Annotated in this window: 20 protein-coding genes; all 20 read right to left on the reverse strand. The window is 37.9% G+C overall.

Annotated elements, in window-relative coordinates; translation table 11 throughout:
* Positions 1–256 precede the first annotated feature (256 nt).
* The 20 genes from LS41612_RS22800 to LS41612_RS22895 all read right to left on the reverse strand — a co-directional run bounded on the left by LS41612_RS22800 (position 257) and on the right by LS41612_RS22895 (position 20,498).
* Positions 257–547: an RNA-binding S4 domain-containing protein gene (locus tag LS41612_RS22800; protein WP_024362599.1), complete on the reverse strand. Its 291-nt coding sequence runs from the start codon at positions 545–547 to the stop codon at positions 257–259.
* Positions 548–551: 4 nt separating this feature from the next.
* Positions 552–2,015 carry a bifunctional methyltransferase/pyrophosphohydrolase YabN gene (yabN, locus tag LS41612_RS22805; protein ID WP_024362598.1) on the reverse strand — a complete coding sequence of 488 codons (1,464 nt, stop codon included), beginning with the start codon at positions 2,013–2,015 and terminating at the stop codon, positions 552–554.
* A 9-nt stretch (positions 2,016–2,024) separates the two neighbouring features.
* Positions 2,025–3,644 (reverse strand): putative polysaccharide biosynthesis protein, encoded by a 1,620-nt coding sequence (locus tag LS41612_RS22810; protein ID WP_024362597.1) that lies wholly within the window; start codon positions 3,642–3,644, stop codon positions 2,025–2,027.
* Positions 3,645–3,804: 160 nt separating this feature from the next.
* On the reverse strand, positions 3,805–4,341 hold the full coding sequence (gene spoVT, locus LS41612_RS22815) for a stage V sporulation protein T (protein WP_024362596.1): 537 nt from the start codon (positions 4,339–4,341) through the stop codon (positions 3,805–3,807).
* Positions 4,342–4,529: 188 nt separating this feature from the next.
* Complete coding sequence (mfd, locus tag LS41612_RS22820) at positions 4,530–8,042, reverse strand: transcription-repair coupling factor (protein WP_024362595.1); 3,513 nt, start codon at positions 8,040–8,042, stop codon at positions 4,530–4,532.
* A gap of 269 nt (positions 8,043–8,311) precedes the next feature.
* Positions 8,312–8,539 carry an anti-sigma-F factor Fin gene (locus LS41612_RS22825; protein ID WP_024362594.1) on the reverse strand — a complete coding sequence of 76 codons (228 nt, stop codon included), beginning with the start codon at positions 8,537–8,539 and terminating at the stop codon, positions 8,312–8,314.
* Between the two features lie 60 nt (positions 8,540–8,599).
* Positions 8,600–9,163 carry an aminoacyl-tRNA hydrolase gene (gene pth / locus LS41612_RS22830; protein WP_024362593.1) on the reverse strand — a complete coding sequence of 188 codons (564 nt, stop codon included), beginning with the start codon at positions 9,161–9,163 and terminating at the stop codon, positions 8,600–8,602.
* Positions 9,164–9,374: 211 nt separating this feature from the next.
* On the reverse strand, positions 9,375–9,965 hold the full coding sequence (locus LS41612_RS22835; protein WP_029747221.1) for a 50S ribosomal protein L25/general stress protein Ctc: 591 nt from the start codon (positions 9,963–9,965) through the stop codon (positions 9,375–9,377).
* 481 nt (positions 9,966–10,446) lie between these two features.
* Positions 10,447–11,406 carry a ribose-phosphate diphosphokinase gene (locus LS41612_RS22840; RefSeq protein ID WP_024362592.1) on the reverse strand — a complete coding sequence of 320 codons (960 nt, stop codon included), beginning with the start codon at positions 11,404–11,406 and terminating at the stop codon, positions 10,447–10,449.
* Between the two features lie 24 nt (positions 11,407–11,430).
* Positions 11,431–12,801, reverse strand: a complete 1,371-nt coding sequence (gene glmU / locus LS41612_RS22845; RefSeq protein ID WP_024362591.1) for a bifunctional UDP-N-acetylglucosamine diphosphorylase/glucosamine-1-phosphate N-acetyltransferase GlmU — start codon at positions 12,799–12,801, stop codon at positions 11,431–11,433.
* A 273-nt stretch (positions 12,802–13,074) separates the two neighbouring features.
* Positions 13,075–13,377, reverse strand: coding sequence for a septation regulator SpoVG (gene spoVG, locus LS41612_RS22850; protein WP_024362590.1), 303 nt, complete (start codon positions 13,375–13,377; stop codon positions 13,075–13,077).
* A 343-nt stretch (positions 13,378–13,720) separates the two neighbouring features.
* Positions 13,721–14,095: a RidA family protein gene (locus tag LS41612_RS22855; RefSeq protein WP_024362589.1), complete on the reverse strand. Its 375-nt coding sequence runs from the start codon at positions 14,093–14,095 to the stop codon at positions 13,721–13,723.
* 3 nt (positions 14,096–14,098) lie between these two features.
* Entirely contained in the window at positions 14,099–14,926 is an 828-nt protein-coding gene (gene purR, locus LS41612_RS22860; protein WP_024362588.1) for a pur operon repressor, read from the reverse strand.
* Between the two features lie 56 nt (positions 14,927–14,982).
* Positions 14,983–15,849, reverse strand: coding sequence for a 4-(cytidine 5'-diphospho)-2-C-methyl-D-erythritol kinase (ispE, locus tag LS41612_RS22865; RefSeq protein WP_024362587.1), 867 nt, complete (start codon positions 15,847–15,849; stop codon positions 14,983–14,985).
* A 211-nt stretch (positions 15,850–16,060) separates the two neighbouring features.
* Positions 16,061–16,240, reverse strand: a complete 180-nt coding sequence (locus tag LS41612_RS22870; protein ID WP_004229193.1) for a small, acid-soluble spore protein, alpha/beta type — start codon at positions 16,238–16,240, stop codon at positions 16,061–16,063.
* 114 nt (positions 16,241–16,354) lie between these two features.
* Positions 16,355–16,615, reverse strand: a complete 261-nt coding sequence (gene veg, locus LS41612_RS22875) for a biofilm formation stimulator Veg (RefSeq protein WP_024362586.1) — start codon at positions 16,613–16,615, stop codon at positions 16,355–16,357.
* Positions 16,616–16,771: 156 nt separating this feature from the next.
* Entirely contained in the window at positions 16,772–17,653 is an 882-nt protein-coding gene (gene rsmA / locus LS41612_RS22880; RefSeq protein ID WP_024362585.1) for a 16S rRNA (adenine(1518)-N(6)/adenine(1519)-N(6))-dimethyltransferase RsmA, read from the reverse strand.
* Complete coding sequence (rnmV, locus tag LS41612_RS22885) at positions 17,646–18,212, reverse strand: ribonuclease M5 (RefSeq protein ID WP_024362584.1); 567 nt, start codon at positions 18,210–18,212, stop codon at positions 17,646–17,648. The genes rsmA and rnmV overlap by 8 nt, the downstream gene beginning before the upstream one ends.
* A gap of 168 nt (positions 18,213–18,380) precedes the next feature.
* Entirely contained in the window at positions 18,381–19,592 is a 1,212-nt protein-coding gene (locus LS41612_RS22890; protein WP_024362583.1) for a resuscitation-promoting factor, read from the reverse strand.
* Between the two features lie 135 nt (positions 19,593–19,727).
* The gene (locus LS41612_RS22895) at positions 19,728–20,498 is read right to left on the reverse strand and encodes a TatD family hydrolase (protein ID WP_024362582.1); all 771 of its coding nucleotides are present in this window, start codon (positions 20,496–20,498) and stop codon (positions 19,728–19,730) included.
* Positions 20,499–20,557 lie beyond the last annotated feature (59 nt).

Below are 20,557 nucleotides of genomic sequence, written 5' to 3' on the forward strand. Positions count from 1 at the left end.
TTTAGTCGTCCTAGCTTCTGTTCACTTTATGCGGACAACCTTCAAAGCATGACAAACTTTATGGAAGTTGCCTTACTTTTAAGAAGAAAAATTTACAACGTTACCTACTCTGCTATCCATGACACTTTGGCAAATCTGCCATTCAAATTGTTGGCAATCCTGCACAACTATATATTATCACTAGCACCTTCTCGTCTTTTTAGCTAGCGTTTTGCCCGCCTACATTAGCGGCAGGTTTCTACTAAAGTAATTTTTATTAGTCCTCATCATCAATAAATTCAGGCTCAACCTTTTCAAGACGCTCTTCTTTTAAAATTGTAAACATCTTTGCTGCATCTTCTTTTTTCACTGTATCACGTAATTCTTCCACACGTGCTGTAACAATTTTTTGACCGAAGCGAATCGCTAATTCATCGCCAGCCTTCACACTGCTACTAGCCTTCGCTACTTTACCATTAATAGTAATACGACCTTGGTCAGCGACTTCTTTTGCTAACGTACGTCGTTTGATTAATCGTGAAACTTTTAAAAATTTATCTAATCGCATGTTTTTACTCCTTCTCAAGCTGCTTGGCTTCATCCCAAAAAGCATCTAATTGTTCTAGTGTATAATTTGAAAATGGCTGACCGCTCGCCTTTACCTTCGCTTCAACATAGCCAAAACGTCGTGCAAATTTCTCATTTGCATGCAACATTGCTTCTTCAGGTGATAGCTTATAAAAGCGCGCTAAGTTTACAAGTGTAAACAAAACATCGCCAAATTCATCGAGTCGTGTTCCATTAGACCCTTTCGCCACTTCCTGACGAAATTCCTGCCACTCTTCCGCAAACTTATCCCAAGCACCTTCTACATCTGGCCAATCAAAGCCAACTTTTGCAGCCTTTTTTTGATAATTGTATGCCGTTTGCAACGCGGATGACGGGCGGTATTCTTCTTCTAGCAGTGGTTTGTCACTAATACCCTTTTCTTCTGCCTTAATCGCTTCCCAATTAGCGACAACACCATCTGCATCCTCCACTGATACATCTCCAAATACATGAGGATGTCGACGAATCATTTTTTCACTAACGGAAGCCAACACGTCCTCAAGTGTGAAGTAGCCTTGATCTTCTCCTATTTGTGCATGTAAAAATACTTGTAGTAACACATCTCCAAGTTCTTCGATCATCGCAAAATCATCTTCTGCATCTACAGCGGCCAAATATTCATGTGCTTCTTCTAGTAAATATTTTTTAAGTGATTCATGTGTTTGTTTTCGATCCCATGGGCAGCCATTTGGCCCACGTAAAGTGGCAATTATTTGGCGGAATGTTGTCCAATCACGTAAAGCCTCTTCCTGTGATGTGACTGGAGGTACATAAACCGTTGTTAAATTATTTACTTCGACGCTTTGATCTAGCTCATACAGTGGCACTGTTACAAGCTTTTCTTGTGAGGAACCCGCTGCCGTAACAACAGTTACCGGATATTCATCATCATATTTTTCCATTAAAGTCAGCTTTACTTCAGATGCACTAAATGTATCATATACTTGCGCAATTAAAATGTGCTGACGCATATTAATGTCATGCATGGAAAAGCTAGTGCCATCGAGTAATTGAAAGCCCTCAATCGGATCGATTTTTAACGCACCAAAAATAGGATCTAAGAAGCTTTGTCCGCCTTCAATCACTACCTTCACTTTACCTTCATCCGCAGCTTGAATTAGCAATTGCACTGTTTGCTCTGCCACTAGCGGATGGCCTGGCACAGCATACATCACATCTCCAATTTTAGTCGCTTCAATTAATCGTTGTGCAATTTCTTCATACACTGGCTGGAACGTATGATGCTTTTCATATATTGCATCAAAGCTTTCAAATTGTAAGCCTTCGTTAGCTAACTCATCTAATACTGGGTGATCCACCGTCCGAACAAATAACTTTTCGGCTGCCATTAATTTTTTATATACGCCCATTTGCAACTGATTGAAATCACCAGCGCCAAGACCAATTATTGTTAATGTATTATTCATTCATTCCACCTACTTCTTTCGATTTAACCATAGTTGATACACTGCCATTCTTCGACCGAAAGGCAGTAGATACCATTCTTTTTCAGCCAGTACTCGTAGCTTGGCAATGCACGTAATCATAACAAATGCACCAATACAAACTGCACTAAAACCAGCAACCACTGCCACTAAACGTTGAGATAATAAACCATCTAATAAAGATGGGGTAATTTGAAGCCAAAGTATGACTGCTATTGCCATACATAATGATGCAATGCTAATCTTTTTGTAAAAACTAGCAGGTGCTAATTGCATACCCGTTAATTTTTTTAAGTAAAAAACAAGCGCTAACGCTGTGAACAACAGACCCACATTATTTGCAATAGCAGCACCTAAAACACCTAATGTCCTAATTGTGAACACATTTAGCAGTACTTTCAACGAAAAACCTGTCATTAAAAACAGGGCTGGCTTTTTTAATTTCCCAAAACCTTGCAAAATCGCTGTAAATGTCAAAATAATAGACAACGGTACAATTTGGAGTACATATAGCATCAGTACTTCCGATAATGCATCTGTTTTAAACAGCATTGTATTTATATAAGGCATCACTAATATTAACCCTAGTGAAGCAGCCCAGCCAAATAATATAGAAGCTCTATATGTCAATTGTATAAATGGCAACGCACTACGTCCATTTTGCTTATTTGACATATGGGCAACGAGCGGAACGATTGCTAGAGATAATGAGGCAGCGATGACAACACCAAGTTGCACTAATGGTTGTCCACGATCGTAAATCCCTTTCGTTTCCTTCGCTATCGTATGGTCCATCCCGCTATCTATTAATAGCGAATAGATAGTAAAAGAATCGACTAGTTGATAACCAAGCAGTAATAAACTACTCATACTTACACTTAAACTTAGTAGTGTCACTTCTTTTAACACTGGAAAACTGGCTAAGCGTTGTTGCTGTTTTCCTATAAATGAACCAAAGCGTTTTCTAAAGAGATACGCAATTAGTAATAAGCCTACGCCTTCTCCAATAACGGTCCCGATAATCGCCATCTGACCAGCACCGTAGAGAGATTTTGACGTCGCCATTATGATAAACGTACCGGTCAAAATAACAGCAACCCTTACCGTTTGCTCCAAAACTTGTGCATAAGCAATTGGCTCCATGATCCCTCTGGATTGAAAGCCTCCCTTAAAAATAGCAAGTGCAGGCATAACCAATACAATAAATGACCCTGTCCGTAATAAAGGAGCAAGATTTGCATCTCCCATCATTTTCGCAATGACGTCCGCACCAGCAAATAATGCAATAAAAAATACCCAGGAGAGTATCGTTAAATAACGAAATATAATCCGCATAATGCTTCGTCTTCTCTGTGTACGTTCTTCCACATCGACCACACAATCATTATCGGCTAGCATTTTGGAAATTGCTACAGCAAAACCACTCGATGTCCATACTACAAATATGGATATTACAGGATACACTTGTTGGTAAATATAAAATCCTTCGTCACCTACAAGGTTTTGAAAAGGCACACGATAAATTGCGCTTAAAATCTTCACAATGAGTGCCGCAATGGTTAATAATGCTGCACCCTTCATGTAACTTTTCATACCAAATCGTTCCGACATACATTGTCCTCTTTCCTTCGTTTAACAATGCCAATAGTATAGCATACCTCAAAAGTTTGACGCTCACCTGAACAATCTTTGGTATCAGCAATGCTTTATGTATACAAAAAAAGTTATTGTTCACCCTAAAAAGAGTTATGACAATAACTTTCGATGTTCATTAATTATTCATTTGTTTTGATAAGAAGTTAGCAGCTGTTTCCACAACTTTTACTTCTACTTCGCCAACAAAATGTACTTTAGATAAAACAATAATACAACCAATAGGATCCCCGTTCACCATGATTGGTGTTGCACAATAGGATTTAACTTGCTCATATTGTCCAGGAACAATTTCAATTGTTGTTTCCATCTTCTCAATTTTTGTTGAACGCTCGTCCATAAAACCTTCCGCAAAGGATGTAATACGACGATTAATGTATTCCTTCTTACCAATCCCTGCAACAGCGATTACTTCGTCTCGGTCTGTTACAAATGCCGGCGTGCCTAGTGTTTCATATAATGTTTCCACATATTCACGGGCGAATTCTCCTAAATCATTAATTGGAGAATATTTTTTCAAAATGATTTCACCTTCACGGTCCGTATAAATTTCTAACGGGTCACCTTCACGAATACGTAGCGTTCTACGAATTTCCTTTGGTATTACCACACGTCCTAAATCATCTATACGACGAACAATTCCTGTTGCTTTCATGCTAAACTGCCTCGCTTTCGTATTCATTAAAATTTTTCTTCAACAATAGTATGGTTTTTCTTGAGACAATCTATGCAAAAAATGAACGAAAAGGATTATGAATCCAACATTAATTTTTTTTAATAAAAATTTGTCTTTTCATACAATAAGGCTGAACTTGCCAATTTGTCAACAAGTTCAGCCTTTTTTCACATATTTTTTTTGGAATTTGCAATAATCTGCATTATTTCTTCTAATATATCAAAATGATGGTATTTTATGCATTTACGCTCATCAATTGTCAATATCAATTGCATACTATCCATACCGAAGCCAACAGCTCGCTCAAACTTCATCGTCTCGCTTACAATTTTACTTCCATCCACCTTGGCTGAACCTTCCTCAGATAGCAAAATGGAGATGACCTTTTGCTTTTCCTTAATAGAAGAAACGCCCATTTCTAATCCCCAAATCTTCATGCGTGCAATACGCAGCAATCGTTCTGTTTCAATTGGTAAATCACCAAAACGGTCTTGTAATTCTTCCATAATTTCTTCGTATTCATCCACTTGGTCCATCGCTTTAATGCGCTTATACATCTGAATTTTTTGATAGCCGTCTGGTATATACGCATCAGGAATATAAGCATCCACGTTGAGTAAAATTTCTATCTCTGGTTTCTCTTCTTTTTTCACGCCAGTTTGTCGCTCTGCAATGGCCTCTTCTAGCATTTGGGAGTACAAGTCAAAACCAACTGAATCAATAAAGCCATGTTGTTGCGCACCTAATAAATTGCCAGCCCCTCGAATGGATAAATCACGCATAGCAATTTTAAATCCAGATCCGAGCTCTGTGAACTCTTTTATCGCTTGTAATCGTTGCTCAGCTACATCCGTAAGTACTTTGTCACGTTGATACATAAAGTAAGCGTATGCCACTCGATTTGAGCGACCTACACGGCCACGTAATTGGTAAAGCTGTGCTAAGCCCATGCGATCTGCATCATGGACAATCAGTGTGTTTACATTCGGAATATCAACACCTGTTTCGATAATTGTAGTCGTTACTAAAACATCATAATCCCCTTCAATAAAGGCTAAAATCACAGATTCCAATTGCGATTCCGTCATTTTGCCATGAGCATAGCCGATACGCGCTTCCGGGACAAGCATTTGAATCTCCTCAACTTTACGTGCCATATCCTCAACTCGATTGTATAAGTAAAATACTTGACCACCACGCGCCATTTCTCGCTCAATGGCTTCGCGCACAAGTGCCCCACTATGCTCCATAACATAGGTTTGTACTGGGAATCGATTGGCAGGAGGTGTCTCAATAACCGATAAATCACGAACACCTACCATAGACATATGCAACGTTCTCGGAATAGGCGTTGCGGTTAATGTTAAAACGTCCACATTCGTTTTTAATTGTTTTATTTTTTCCTTATGGGTAACACCAAAACGCTGTTCTTCATCTACAATTAATAGGCCAAGATCTTGGAACGTTAAATCTTTAGATAAGATTCTATGAGTCCCTATTACAATATCTACTTGCCCTTCTTTTAATCCTTTTAAAGTCGCTACTTGCTCTTTTTTCGTACGGAAACGAGATAATAAGCCGACATTGATAGCAAAATCCTGAAATCTATCACGGATTGTCTCGTAGTGTTGTTGCGCTAAAATCGTCGTAGGCACTAAAAAGGCAACTTGTTTACCGTCCTGAATGGCTTTAAAAGCTGCACGAATGGCTACTTCGGTTTTACCATAACCTACGTCACCACATACAAGGCGGTCCATCGGTCGTTCACGTTCCATATCACGTTTCACTTCCACTATGGAACGAAGCTGATCCTCAGTTTCTTCATAAGGGAACGATGCCTCAAAATTACGTTGATCGTCATTATCCGGTGCGAAAGCATGCCCTTTTTCTGCTTCTCGCTTGGCGTATAGCTTTATTAAATCATCTGCAATATCTTGTACGGCAGAGGAAACCTTTGCTTTCGCTTTTTTCCACTCTGCTCCACCTAATTTATGTAGCTTCGGTTCGCGGTCTTCAGATGCCACATATTTTTGGATTAAATCTATTTGCTCCACAGGTACATATAATTTATCGTCTGCACGATAGCGTATATGCAAGTAATCCTTATGTGTGCCATTAACTACTAGCGTTTCTACACCAATGTATTTCCCAATCCCATGATGCACATGCACGACAAAGTCGCCAGCTTTAATTTCTGTATAGCTTTTAATACGCTCTGCATTTGTCATCTTTTGAGGGCGTGATTTTTTCTTTGCTTGTTGTTTAAATAATTCATCCTCTGTCACAATTGCCAAACGTTGCAATGGTAGTTCAAAACCACTCGATAATCCGCCTTCTACAATGTACAAACCTGGTTCATTAGGCTCTCCAATTGTTGCATGAATATCATATTCCTCAAGCATTTCCTGTACACGTTTCACACGGTTTTTATCTCTAGCAACGATTAGAACGGTAAATTTCCCAAGCTGCCATCGTTCAACTTCACTTTGTAATAATGCCATTTGTCCGTGGAACTGTTGCATCGGTTTACATGAAAAATTAGTCGTTTTAGAAAAGGTAATACCCGCAAACGTACGAGAAAATAGCGAGAAATAAAGCTTCTGCTGCGACAGCATCGCCAGTATTTCCTTTAAAGAAAAGGCTGGTTTCACATCATGTACCATTTTCCCTTCTTCAATTAACGATAAAAACCATTCTTCCTCTTCACGTTCCCAGGCATCCATTACCTCCTGAATACGACCTAGCTCATCAAATAATACAATGCCATTTTGTGCAAAATAGTCGCCTAAATAAGCTGTTTTATCATATAGCAACGAGCCATATTTATTTACAAAGTCAGGTAAGTTCCCTTGTTGCAACAATTCAATATCATACTGAATATGTTGATACAGCAGCTCTTTTGTCTCCTGCTTCTTAACTTTTTTCAAGCTTGTCGCTAGCGCACTCTCTAATCGACCTGCTAAAGCAATTCGCTCTTCCATTGTCAAAATTACTTCTGATGCTGGTAAAATACGCACTTCTCGCAATTTATCAATCGAACGCTGGTCATCCGCAGAAAATGTACGAATGGAGTCCACTTCTGTATCAAATAGCTCAATTCGAATCGGCGCCTCTAAATAGGGCGGATAAATATCCAAAATCCCTCCACGCAACGCAAACTCCCCAGGTGTCGTTACCATTGAATTACGAACATAGCCCATAGCTACGAGCGTCTGTAACCATTCCTCAATTTGTACTTCGTCTCCGACTGCTGTCTGTAAAAAATAATGAATCCACTGCTCTTTTGGCGGCATCATTTTTCTTAAACCAGCAATTGGGATAATATAAACAGCTTTTTCACCTCTCGCAAGGCAATCAAGCGTCGCAATACGCTCTGCTCGAAGCTCTGGCGAGGCAACTGCTAAGTCAGCAGCAATAAATTCATCGGCTGGGTAATAGTGAACATGTTCCTCTCCTAATAACCCAACAAGCTCATCCGCCATCTTTTGCGCCTGCAATAAATTGGGTGACACAATATAGATGGGTTTTTGCACATGTTCAAATAACGCATCAACCATAACTGGTCGTGCGCTTCCTGTTAAACCTGTAATAAGCTGTGATGCTGTATTGCCGCTCTGAATCTCCTGTAAAAATGATGTGATATGTTTGTCCTGCGACACAAGCTGTCGTAAAACTTCCACAGTCAAAAGCTCCTTTCAGTGCGAAAATTCTAATTATTCAATGTGTTTTATACTATTAATCTAGTACACTATTACACATTCCCATTGTCTAATTATCATGTTCACCTTTGTGTAATTGTCCTAGTTAGTTCACTTTTAGTTTAAAAAGATGATTCTCTATCTGTATCGATTTTTTTCATATTATTAAAAGCAGTGTAACCATGTGCTTCAAAAAATAAAAACGGAAAAAGCTTTGGACGCACACATTGTGCGCCAAAGCATCCTTCCAATTATTGAATCCATTTATTGAGTGCGTGATAATCTGGATATTGTCTAAGCGAATCCTCACATTGCTCACAAATGCAGTGGACGGTTGTTTCACCATGTTGATTCTTTTCAACATAATCGTCTGCCTCACCTAACTCAAAAATATGCAACTTTCGAATTGTATCATCTGCATCAAATGGTAGTGTTCCTATTTCTACTTCACAATGCCTACACCGGTAGCGAATTGCCATCTCCAAATCATCCTCCTTTAAGCAACTTACTACTTAAAGTATAGACATTTAGGAAAAAGATTATGCACCGTTAAATTGGTTCATCACATCAAGAAATGGTTTTGAAAGAGACGCTTCTATTGCATGAACACTATTATCAATAGCATCAGCCATAATAATATTCTCTTCTTTAGAAAACTTAGATAGCACATAATCCGCTACCTTCATGCCTGCTGGTGGGCGACTCACACCAATACGAATTCGGTTAAATTCCTGTGTTCCTAAATGCTGAATTAGCGATTTAATACCATTATGCCCGCCCGCACTGCCTTTTTGACGCAAACGCAATTTGCCTGTTTCTAAATCTAAATCATCATAAATAACGATTAGATCCTTCACATCTATATCAAAATAGTCCATGAGAGGTCTAACACATTCCCCTGATAAATTCATATATGTTAAAGGCTTAACAAGTAGAACCTTTCCTTCAGGACGATGTACAGTAGCATACATGCCATTAAATTTCGAATTCGTTAATGGTGCATCCCACTTTTTCGCTAATGCATCTATGACATCAAAGCCAATATTATGTCTTGTATGCTCATAAGGTTTACCTGGATTTCCTAAACCAACGATAATTTTCATAAGTACCTCACTTCTTTCAATCTAATAGTCATTATTTTACCATACTGCGCTCTAAGAAAGCATTTCGTTCATACCACTTCTGAACAATTATCCATATGCTAAAAATCCATTCACCATTAATATCATTATCGCTTTTTCAATAAAAAAAAGACTATCAAGTCCGTCTTTTACGACTTCCTCGATAGCCTTCCCTACTAACGTCTATTTAACCTTATGCCTCCACACTTTCTTCGACTTCTTCATCTTCTGCCGATACGGTTGGTGCCATAATTGTTGCTAAGATATGATCATCTTCGTTCACAATTTCAAAATCTACTTGATTGCGAATATCTGCTACCATGATAGATTCTCCAATTGCTAGTTTCGTAATATCAATTTCTAATGTTTCCGGAATATCAGCAGGTTTTACTTTAATTCTTACTTCTAAGTTTGGCTGCATTAAAATGCCACCTTCACTTACACCAACGGATTCTCCAATAAGTGTTACTGCAACATCTACTTCTAATTCTTCAGTCATATTAATTGCTAAAAAATCAACATGATTCACTTCATCTTTCAGTGTACATTTTTGTACTTCTGATACAACGACATTTACCCGTTCACCATCTAACTCCACCGGAATAACACCATTACGCCCATTTTTTTGAACGAATTGCCTAAATTCTTTCGCTGAAATAGAAATTGGGGTTGAATCTAGTTTGTAGCCATAAATAACAGCAGGAATGGCTCCCCCTTTTCTAAGTTGGGTTAATGTCGAACGATGCCCAGTTTCGCGATTATTTACACTTAACACGGTACTCATATCTATACCTTCCCCTTCCAAGAAAAATTAATGATTTATTTCACCGTAGTCGCAACCTATTTACAGAATTTTAATATAAATATTTATTCGTTCTGTTAAGAGTTTTTAACAACGCTGAAATTTTTTATAATATTTACATTCATTTTACATATGAATGCAGATATTAAGCAGTAACAATTACTATTATACCCCTTAATGAAAATCTTCACACATAACCGCTACGCAAAAAGGACAAATCTACTCATAAATGTAGATTTGTCCTTTTTTTGTCACATATTATGCTAATTCTTTTACGTAAAACTAAAATGAATCCCATAATTTGTATTTCTAGCTTTGCAGATAACCATTTTAAAAGCTTTAAAATAAATATAATATATATATTTTTGCTAAGCTAAGGCGGTCACTTTCCTTCGATGGAGTGCGCCGCCTTTTGCTTTATAAAAATGCATCTGTCCAGAAAAACATTATGAACTGAACTTAATTAATCGAATAAAGTACTTACTGATTTGTTTTCGTAAACGCGAGAAATTGCATCTGCCATTAATTTAGCTACTGAAAGCTCTGTAATTTTTGGTGATTTTTTCTCTTCAGAAAGTTGAATTGTGTTTGTTACTACTAATTCTTTAATCGCAGAGTTTTCAATACGCTCGATAGCTGGACCAGACAGTACTGGATGTGAGCAACATGCATACACTTCTTTTGCACCCGCAGCACGTAATGCATCAGCGCCAATCGTAATTGTACCTGCAGTATCGATAATATCATCAATCAAGATTGCCACTTTACCATCAACATTACCAACGATGTTCATCACTTCTGCAACATTTGGTTTTGGACGGCGTTTGTCAATAATTGCAATTGGTGCTTTTAAACGTTCTGCCATTTTACGTGCACGCGTTACTCCACCATGGTCAGGTGAAACAATTACGATTTCCTCAGCAGGAATACCTTTTGATTTGAAATAATCAGATAGTAAAGGTACCGCCATTAAGTGATCGATTAAAATATCGAAGAAACCTTGGATTTGTGGTGCATGTAAATCTAAAACGATAACACGTGTTGCACCAGCCGTTTCAAGTAAGTTTGCCACTAATTTAGCTGTAATTGGCTCACGCGCTTTTGCTTTACGGTCTTGACGAGCATAACCATAGTAAGGCATTACAACGTTAACTGTACGTGCAGATGCGCGTTTTACAGCATCTACCATAATTAAAAGCTCCATTAAATGTTCGTTTACAGGTGCAGAAGTTGACTGCACGATAAACACGTCACAACCACGAATACTTTCTTCAATGCTAATTTGAATCTCTCCATCGCTAAAGTGCTTAACAGAAGATTTCCCTAATTCAACTCCCATTTCTTGCGCAATTTCTTGGGCAAGTGGATTATTAGAATTGAGTGAAAATATTTTTAATTGTGAGTTTGCATATTGATACGGCATGATGGCCTCCTGTTTAGTTGATAATTATTTTGAATTTAATTTGCTTACATAATTCGGTTTGTTTTCTTGTCTTGCACGAGCAATTGCTAGCGCATCTTCAGGAACTTCTTTTGTAATTGTAGATCCTGCTGCAATAAATGAACCTTTTCCAACTTTCACTGGCGCTACTAAGTTAGTATTACATCCTACAAATACATCATCTTCAATAATTGTTTGGAATTTGTTTTTCCCATCATAGTTCACTGTAATAGAACCACAGCCAACATTGACGTTATTTCCTATTTCAGCATCTCCAATATAGCTTAAATGGGATACTTTTGTGTCATGACCTAGTGTACTTTTCTTCACTTCTACAAAGTTACCGATTTTAACATGGCTACCGATATCAGATAGTGGACGAATATGTGCAAATGGTCCAATCGCTGTATCTTCCGCTACAGTGCTTTCTCTTACAACAGAGGAATGTACTGAAGTACGGTCACCAATACGACTATCAATAATTTGTGAATTTGGGCCAATAATACAATCTTCTCCTATTACCGTTGCTCCTTCAATCATAGAGCCAGGTTGTAGAACAGTATCACGTCCAATGACTGCTTCTGAACTAATGTAAGTAGCAGTTGGGTTAATGATTGTTACACCATTACGCATATGACGTTCATTAATACGTGCACGCATTAATGTCTCCGCCTGTGACAATGCCACACGGTCATTGACACCGAGTGTTTCTTCAAAATCATCGGTTACATATGCTTCAACGATATCGCCTTGTTTTTGTAAAATTTCAATTACATCAGGTAAATAATATTCGCCCTGTGCATTGTCATTTTTCACAAGCTTTAACGTCTCAAACAACGCCTTGTTATCGAAGCAGTATGTCCCCGTATTAATTTCTTTTACTCGTTGCTGCTCTACACTTGCATCTTTTTGTTCAACAATTTGTTCCACCTGTCCATTATCGCCACGTAAAATACGACCATAGCCAGTTGGATTTTCAGCAACAGCTGTTAAAATTGTCGCTTTTGCATTATTTGCTAGATGATGCTCAAATAACGCTTTCATCGTTTCAGGACGAATAAGTGGCGTATCACCGCAAACAACTAATGTTGTTCCTTGCTCGCTACCTAAAATTGACTCTGCTTGTTGTACTGCATGTGCTGTACCTAGTTGTTCAGCTTGTAAAACATACTCACTTTTATCGCCAAGTTGTTGTTTTACTTTTTCTGCACCATGTCCTACAACCGTTACGATGCGCTCGACATCTAACGTTTGAATGTGATCCACTACATGTTGTACCATGGGCTTCCCACATACTGGATGGAGCACTTTATATAATTTGGACTTCATACGTGTACCTTGACCTGCAGCCAAAATGACAGCAAAAATATTGCTCATCAGTAAGTCCTCCAATACGCTCATTTTCTCTTATGACTATATAGCAAAATTCATCTATTTTCAAGGCATGTAGAATTGACTAAAAAGTGAATTCCTAAATCAAACACGGCTTATGCTCGATTGTTATCAGCTATGCACTAAAATCTGCCCGTTTTCTCTTTTTTGAAAAATAAAAAGAACCCTTCATTCATTGAGGAGTTCTTTCTATTTTTCATCGCCAAAAAGTCCTTATTTTGTAAATAACCTTTGAACGACCATTTATTTTCATAAAACCTATACGCCAATTCCTTCTAATTCGGCTGCTTGTTCTGACTCAGGCGTGTCGCTTGAGTTATGATAAGCGTTTAAAATAATCTCTTGAATTTTGTTACGTGTCGTTGAATTAATCGGATGCGCAATATCTCTAAATTCTCCATCCGGTGTACGTTTACTTGGCATAGCAACGAATAAGCCTGTATTGCCATCAATTACACGGATATCATGTACCACAAACTCATTGTCGAGTGTAATGGAAGCAATCGCACGCATGCGACCATCCGTTTGAACATGACGTAATCTCACATCAGTAACTTCCATTTTCTCACCACCTCTCATCTTAGATGCCTAAATGAAAATATTTATATTCCTATTACCGAATATTTTCCTTTTCATAGTCTAACAAATTTTCTAAAAAATTTGAATACTTCATTTTTAATTCACTATAATATTTTCTCTAGTTCATCGTAAATTTGACAATAGTTTGTCAATTTTTTGGAAAACTAACGAATCTTTTATGTTTTTCTGTAATCCAGCTACATTTTCTAAGTAAACAATTTTTTAGATTTCTAAGATAACTACTTAAAATGGCACTCGAAGGAAATTGTGAGTATTAGTAAAAAACCCTTTAAAAGAGTTATTGTTCTTTTAAAGGGCGCTTATTTTATTTTACAACAGCTATTACTTCTATTTCGACTTTCACATCTTTTGGTAAACGAGCTACTTCCACTGCCGAACGAGCTGGCTTATGTTCGCCAAAGTGACTAGCATAGACTTCGTTCATTGCCACAAAGTCATTCATATCCTTCATAAAGACAGTAGTTTTTACTACATTGTCTAATGATGAACCAGCAGCCTCTAACACTGCCTTTAGATTAGCAAAGACTTGGTGTGTTTGAGCGGCGATATCACCCTCTACTAATTCCCCTGTTGCAGTAAGCGGAATTTGACCTGAACTATAAAACATCCCATTTACAATTATGCCTTGTGCATATGGTCCAATTGCTGCTGGTGCATTTGTTGTAGATACTACATTCATTTGTCATTTCTCCCTTTTTGTAAAATAATTTCCTTCACTTAATGCAATCGTACGATCTTTTTCATTTACCTCATGAAGCTTTACAAGTGAATAGTAATCATCTACTAAAGTTTCATCGGCATGCTCTGCTTCAACAAGAACCGCGATACCTGCTAGTTGACAGTCAAACTCTTCTAGTAGATTTTTCATACCGTTCATCGTACCTCCGACCTTCATAAAATCATCGGTAATTAGTACGCGCTGTCCACTCTTCATGCTTCTTTTTGATAATACCATTGTCTGAATTCTACGAGAAGAACCAGATACGTAGTTTATGCTGACTGTAGAACCTTCTGTTACTTTGCTGTCTCTACGAACAACTACTACCGGTACATTTAAGTGTCTTGCTATGGCATGGGCAATAGATATTCCCTTTGTTGCCACTGTCATAATGACATCAATTTGTTGGTCAGCAAAGGCAGATGCAAAGACCTTACCAACTCGATTAATTAAATCTGGATTGCCCAGTAAATCCGTCATAAATAAATAGCCACCAGGTAACAAACGATCAGAATGTTCAAGTTCTGCTTTTAAATCCTGAATAACTAAACGAACTTCCTCTTCGGACATTTTAGGAATATACTTCACACCACCTGCAGCCCCTGGCACTGTTGTCAATAACCCGATTCCTTTTTCTTCGAAAGTTTCTTTTACAATCGTTAAATCTTCGCTAATTGAAGACTTTGCTGATTGATATAATTCTGAAAAATAAGTTAGCGGGATCAGCTGATGTGGATGTTCTAGTAAATAGTACGTCATATCAACTAGTCGTTCACTACGCTTCCATTTCATGCGACCCTCTCCTAAACACGAATATTTATAGGTAAAATTAACACAAATATGCGTTTTTAAGCAAGCGTATTTCGCTCCCCTAAAATGCGCACAGCATATACTTCTTCACAAAAGCCTCGTAAGCCATTGTAAATTCGACTTACACGAGCCTCACTATCCACAAGGCCAAAGACCGTGGGACCGCTTCCGCTCATTAATGTCGCATCTGCTCCAAAACGTCTCATCTGCTCTTTTAACATAATAACTTCTGGATGCAACTTAAATGTTACAGTTTCCAAAACATTTCCTAAAGATGCACATAATAGTTCATAATTATCCGTCTCAATCGCTTGAATCATTTGCTTTGTATTTGGATGCTCAAGTCCTTCAACTTTCAATCCTCCATATACTTCCGCTGTCGATACACCTATTTTAGGCTTGGCTAATACAACCCAACAGCTTGGCGGAGCAGGTAATTCTTGAATTTTTTCTCCACGTCCAGTTGCTAGCGCTGTACCTCCGTATACACAAAAAGATACATCAGAGCCGATTTTAGCACCAAGCTCTGCTAACTCATCTATGGACAAGTTTAAATTCCAAAGTTCATTTAAGCCTTTTAGTGTCGCCGCTGCATCACTACTGCCTCCTGCAAGACCTGCAGCAATCGGTATTTCTTTTTCAATTGTAATGGATACACCTTGTCTAATGCCGTATGTATCTTTTATAAGACGCGCTGCTTGATAAGCAAAGTTGCGGTGATCATTTGGTACGAAATTATCCGTTGAAATAATTTCGATAACTCCATCTTCTCGAGATTCTAAGCTAATACGATCTGCCAAATCGACAGTCGTCATGACCATCTCCACTTCGTGATAATTATCTGGTCGTTTATAAAGAACATCTAATGTTAAATTAATTTTTGCAGGCGCCTTTACATAAAGCATCTTACTTCCTCCCTCATAACTACACGCAGAAACAGCCATTCATTTTTCGCGCAAGATAATTCATTTTATTTTACCATAATGAGAAAGCAAACTGAAAAAAGAACCGTTTTATAACGGTTCTCTCTCGTCAGTTGTTTTGTTGTGTTCAGCATAGGCAACCCTAGCTAAATGAAGTAAATAAATGTAAGCAACCTATTTTAGGCAATGTAGACTACTTACGCTCTTGTTCACTGCTTGCTCTTTCCGCCATCTCAATGGCACGTTTCACCATATTACCAGCATCTCGAGCTTTAATGCCGCCCCAACCTTCTTTTTGCACAACATCATAAAATCCAAGTTCTTTGGCGATCTCTTCTTTTAAACGAGGTGACATGATACCTTTTCTAGGCATATAAACTCCTCCTTGTAACAACTGACGACATTAGTATGTCCGATAAAACGAAAAGCACTCATGTAGTTTTTGACATACATGAGTGCTCCAAAATATAGAAATAAGTACTAGAAACTATTTCGCGACAGCAGCCTTTGCTTCGTCTAAAAATGTAATCTCTACTGCCTCAGTTAAAATATCTGTGTAGCTATACGATACGCGTTTGCACGTATTGTCTTCTTGATCAAGCTCAACTACAAAAATTGCACGATATGTTTCGCGCAATATCCCTGCACACTCGATCGTTTTCTTGCGACCACCGTTTGCTTTTAACTGCAAACGTTTACCCAAATGACAATCCAACGACTTTTTAATGTCCGCTAAAGTTTTTGGCATTTTCGCTTACACCTCACTAATACCTAGTATAAGTGATACGCCCAAAAATGTCAACAAAATATAATATTTTATCAGCCCTTCATAAATGTTGTCAACTTATTTTTTTTGAAAAAATACGTTTTTTTTTCATATCACATGAAAATGTAACAAAATTTTTTACTTTGCAAAGGTTGGATAAAGAGCATCTGCAAGCTTCCCAAACTCTTGAATGGAAAGTGTTTCACCACGACGAGTTGGCTCAATATTTACAGATTCTAAAGCCTCGATGATTTTATCTTTATTGGCCTTACCATTTGGTAAACCCGATTGTAAATTATTTAAGATGGTTTTACGACGCTGTACAAATGACGCTCTTGTGACAACAAAAAGAAAATCCTCATCAATCACATTAACCGGTGGCGCATCATGCTTAATAAGACGAATAACTGCTGAATCTACATTTGGTTGTGGCATAAAAACAGTTTTCGGTACAGTCATCGCAATTTCTGCTTTCACGTAATACTGAATGGCAATCGATAATGAACCATATTCTTTTGTTCCTGGTTTCGCTGTAATACGATCCGCTACTTCTTTCTGCATCATCACCACAAAACCACGGATTGGTAGACGATCATTTAACAACTTCATTAAAATAGGCGTCGTAACATAATAGGGTAAATTAGCAACAACCATAATATCCTCAATACCTTGCATTTCTTCCTCAATTACTTTAGCAACGTCTGCTTTTAAAATATCGGAATGCACGATAGACACATTATTATATGGACTTAATGTATCGGCTAGTACTGGTAATAAACGCTGATCGATTTCAAACGATACAACCTTTTTTGCGCTGCGTGCCAAATGCTCCGTTAATGCGCCAATACCTGGACCTACTTCAATTGCACCACTGTTTTCTGTCAAATTCGCATGACTAACAATGTTTCTTAAAATGTTCGGGTCAATTAAAAAATTTTGACCTAAGCTCTTTTTAAATGAAAATCCATATTTTTTTAAAATTTCCTGTGTTCGAATGGGTGTTGCAATATCCTTATGCATTATTTTCCTCCTGATCTACCTGTGCGACAGCAGCACCAAATTGCTGTTCTGTTATTTGAAACATTTTCAATCTTTTATGAAGTTGTTTACCATTTGTTGCACCAATATTCAATATTTCACCTAGACGATCACGGCGTCTTTTCGCCAATGGATGACCGATTAAACGAGCGGTCATTAAATCTTCTAGCGTAATATCATCGGTAATGGGCTCATTGTTATTTGGCGTATAGACAAGACTTAACGCTTCGCGAATATCCTCATCTGCCGCATGCTCAATGCCTAAACCTTTACCGTTTTTTGCAATTGTTTTTGATTTTGGTAAAAAGGCATGTTTTACCCCTGAGACATGTTGCTCAATAATAGCTCGAATTCGCCGTCCTGGATAATCAGGATCTGTAAACACAATGACTCCTCGTTTATCCTGTGCGTGCTGAATTCGTTTAAGCGTCTCCTCTGAAATTGCAGATCCATTTGTTTCAATAGTATCTGCTTGAACAGCTCGCTTAATGGCTGTTGTATCATCTTTTCCTTCAACGACAATGACTTCTTGAATTTGCAAAAAGGCTCCTCTTTTCTACCTTATCTTCAGACCATTTTACAACTGCCCTGTGTGATTGTACAGAAATACAAAGCTAGTCGGTTCTATACGTGAAAAAAGCTTTCCCGCCAGTCAATACAGGAAAGCCAATGCTTAGTGAAAAACATTTTGTTATATTTTACAATTTTTTTAATTTAATACTTTAATACGCACTTTCTTACGTCCCCAGTTGCGGGCTTGAGCATCTGTTTGTACAAGTATATCGATCTTATTACCCTTAATTGAACCACCAGTATCCCCAGCAATAGCTGTTCCATAGCCTTCAACCCATACCTTTGAGCCAAGTTTAATAACGGATGGATCTACTGCGATTACCTTTAAGCCAGAACCTGAACGCAAGTTAATGCCAGTAGCTGATGTACCTGAACAGCCTTTACAATACGGTGTATAAGCTGTTGCCGTTACATAAAATTCTTTCCCACTAGCAGGCTCCGCTGAACCACGAGACACAGTTGTTGCGCTAGCTACTAATTTTTTTGCACCAACAGCAACTACTTGTTTCTTTGGCTCTTTTATGACGTTTTCAGATTGTAAATTTTTTGCCACAATTTTGCCGTTTTCTTTCACGACTTCATACGTTCGAGAAACTGTACCCTTCTCGCCCGTCGTGACTACTTTTTGTTTTCCTTTTAGCAAAGAAGCATCTTGCTTCTTTTCAATTGCGAAATCAATAGAGTCTTCCACTACATCGATAACCTTTTCTACGCGAACTACTGCGATTTTACTCTCTGGAGTGATAACGTCCTCCAGGTTATTCTCGACACGATCGAATTCATTAAGTTGAATTCCTTGTTGTTTTAAAAAGTTAGCGACCGTAGTCGAAGTGGACCAAACTTGTCTGTTTTCTAAACCATCGACAAGCGTTACCTGAAACGCTTTTTGAATATCGATTTTGTTATCTGCTCCTACTTCTGTATCCAAACCTTGCGCTAATGAATCATGTTCTGATACTTCGATATTTGCTTCCTTCAAAATGTCTTTCACTAGTTTTTCAGTTGTCCAAACTTTTGACTGATTTCCATCAACTGAAATTGTTACTTCTTTTGCCTGTTCCCAAGTAATTGCTAAACCATTAACAATTTTGGCATTCAGAGAGGGTGATATTTTGTCATGCGCTGCTACGTCTATATTTTGATTTTGTAATAGTTCTTCTACAGTTTTAGCATGTGTTGATACTTCAATTGCTTCTCCGTTAGCGTTAAGCGTTACGGATTTTTTAGTACCTTGATAAAGTACGAATGAAATTACTGACACAAACAGGACAAGTGAAACAATTCTTATCACTGTTTGCTTACTCCTCAATGATCCTAAGAACAAGTTTTTCATGGAATTATTTGACATGAAAAAACGCCTCCTTAATACAAAGTTGGATTATACGGACTAGATTTAGCACTGTCAACCCGAATGTATTTCAAAAAAATTTGACCATGCTATTTTAGCCAACCGCAAACACAGTATTGGAGGCACTTTAGCTAGTTAAACGTCAATCCTAAAAAATTTTTTTGCATTGGCAGTCGTTACATTGGCAACTTCCTCAATTGGTATTTCTTTTAAACGTGCAATTTCTTCTGCAACTAATGGCACCAATGCTGGTTCATTACGTTTACCACGATAAGGATGTGGAGCTAGATATGGCGCGTCTGTTTCGATCATCAAGTGCTCTAAAGGTATCTCTGTTGCTACTTCTTTCGGCATGCGAGCATTTTTAAAAGTCACCGGTCCGCCAAGACTAATCATAAAATTCATTGCGATGCATTGACGTGCTGTTTCTACACTTCCGCTATAGCAATGCATAACGCCTCCAACAGAAGCAGCATTCTCTTCACGTAAAATATCCACAACATCTGCTGTCGCATCTCGATTATGAATGATAATTGGTAAATTTACTTTTTGCGCTAAATGAATTTGCTTGCGAAAAAGAGCTTGCTGAACATCCTTTGGTGATTTATCCCAGTAATAATCTAAACCTGTTTCACCAATTCCAACGACTTTAGGATGTGCTGCCAATTCCTCAATCCATTGTAAATCTTCTTCAGTGCAATCAATAGCATCTACTGGATGCCAACCAATCACACCATAAATAAAATCGTATTGTTCTACTAATTCCATTGTTTTTTCAATCGTTTTACGATCAAAACCTACAACTACCATGGTTTCAACCTTTGCTTCAAGAGCTCGATCTATGACTTCTTGTAAGTCTTCTTGATACTGCTCTGCATTCAAATGTACATGTGTATCGATAAACATTGTCATTCCCCTAACCTTGATTTTATTAAAGATTATTATTTCATATTTTTCATCTGCAT

Source organism: Lysinibacillus sphaericus (assembly GCF_002982115.1).
Taxonomy (GTDB): Bacteria; Bacillota; Bacilli; order Bacillales_A; family Planococcaceae; genus Lysinibacillus; species Lysinibacillus sphaericus.

Bases quoted from the DNA above. Each gene is read 5' to 3' on its own strand.
- LS41612_RS22895 (WP_024362582.1), bottom strand. From the start codon at position 20,498: ATGTTTATCGATACACATGTACATTTGAATGCAGAGCAGTATCAAGAA.
- LS41612_RS22825 (WP_024362594.1), bottom strand. From the start codon at position 8,539: ATGGCAATTCGCTACCGGTGTAGGCATTGTGAAGTAGAAATAGGAACA.
- rsmA (WP_024362585.1), bottom strand. From the start codon at position 17,653: ATGCATAAGGATATTGCAACACCCATTCGAACACAGGAAATTTTAAAA.
- LS41612_RS22855 (WP_024362589.1), bottom strand. From the start codon at position 14,095: ATGAATGTAGTATCTACAACAAATGCACCAGCAGCAATTGGACCATAT.
- LS41612_RS22840 (WP_024362592.1), bottom strand. From the start codon at position 11,406: ATGCCGTATCAATATGCAAACTCACAATTAAAAATATTTTCACTCAAT.
- spoVG (WP_024362590.1), bottom strand. From the start codon at position 13,377: ATGGAAGTTACTGATGTGAGATTACGTCATGTTCAAACGGATGGTCGC.
- purR (WP_024362588.1), bottom strand. From the start codon at position 14,926: ATGAAATGGAAGCGTAGTGAACGACTAGTTGATATGACGTACTATTTA.
- glmU (WP_024362591.1), bottom strand. From the start codon at position 12,801: ATGAGCAATATTTTTGCTGTCATTTTGGCTGCAGGTCAAGGTACACGT.
- LS41612_RS22835 (WP_029747221.1), bottom strand. From the start codon at position 9,965: ATGAGTACCGTGTTAAGTGTAAATAATCGCGAAACTGGGCATCGTTCG.
- ispE (WP_024362587.1), bottom strand. From the start codon at position 15,849: ATGCTTTATGTAAAGGCGCCTGCAAAAATTAATTTAACATTAGATGTT.
- spoVT (WP_024362596.1), bottom strand. From the start codon at position 4,341: ATGAAAGCAACAGGAATTGTTCGTCGTATAGATGATTTAGGACGTGTG.
- LS41612_RS22870 (WP_004229193.1), bottom strand. From the start codon at position 16,240: ATGCCTAGAAAAGGTATCATGTCACCTCGTTTAAAAGAAGAGATCGCC.
- pth (WP_024362593.1), bottom strand. From the start codon at position 9,163: ATGAAAATTATCGTTGGTTTAGGAAATCCAGGTAAACCTTATGAGCAT.
- LS41612_RS22890 (WP_024362583.1), bottom strand. From the start codon at position 19,592: ATGTCAAATAATTCCATGAAAAACTTGTTCTTAGGATCATTGAGGAGT.
- yabN (WP_024362598.1), bottom strand. From the start codon at position 2,015: ATGAATAATACATTAACAATAATTGGTCTTGGCGCTGGTGATTTCAAT.
- veg (WP_024362586.1), bottom strand. From the start codon at position 16,615: ATGCCAAAAACTTTAGCGGACATTAAAAAGTCGTTGGATTGTCATTTG.
- LS41612_RS22800 (WP_024362599.1), bottom strand. From the start codon at position 547: ATGCGATTAGATAAATTTTTAAAAGTTTCACGATTAATCAAACGACGT.
- LS41612_RS22810 (WP_024362597.1), bottom strand. From the start codon at position 3,644: ATGTCGGAACGATTTGGTATGAAAAGTTACATGAAGGGTGCAGCATTA.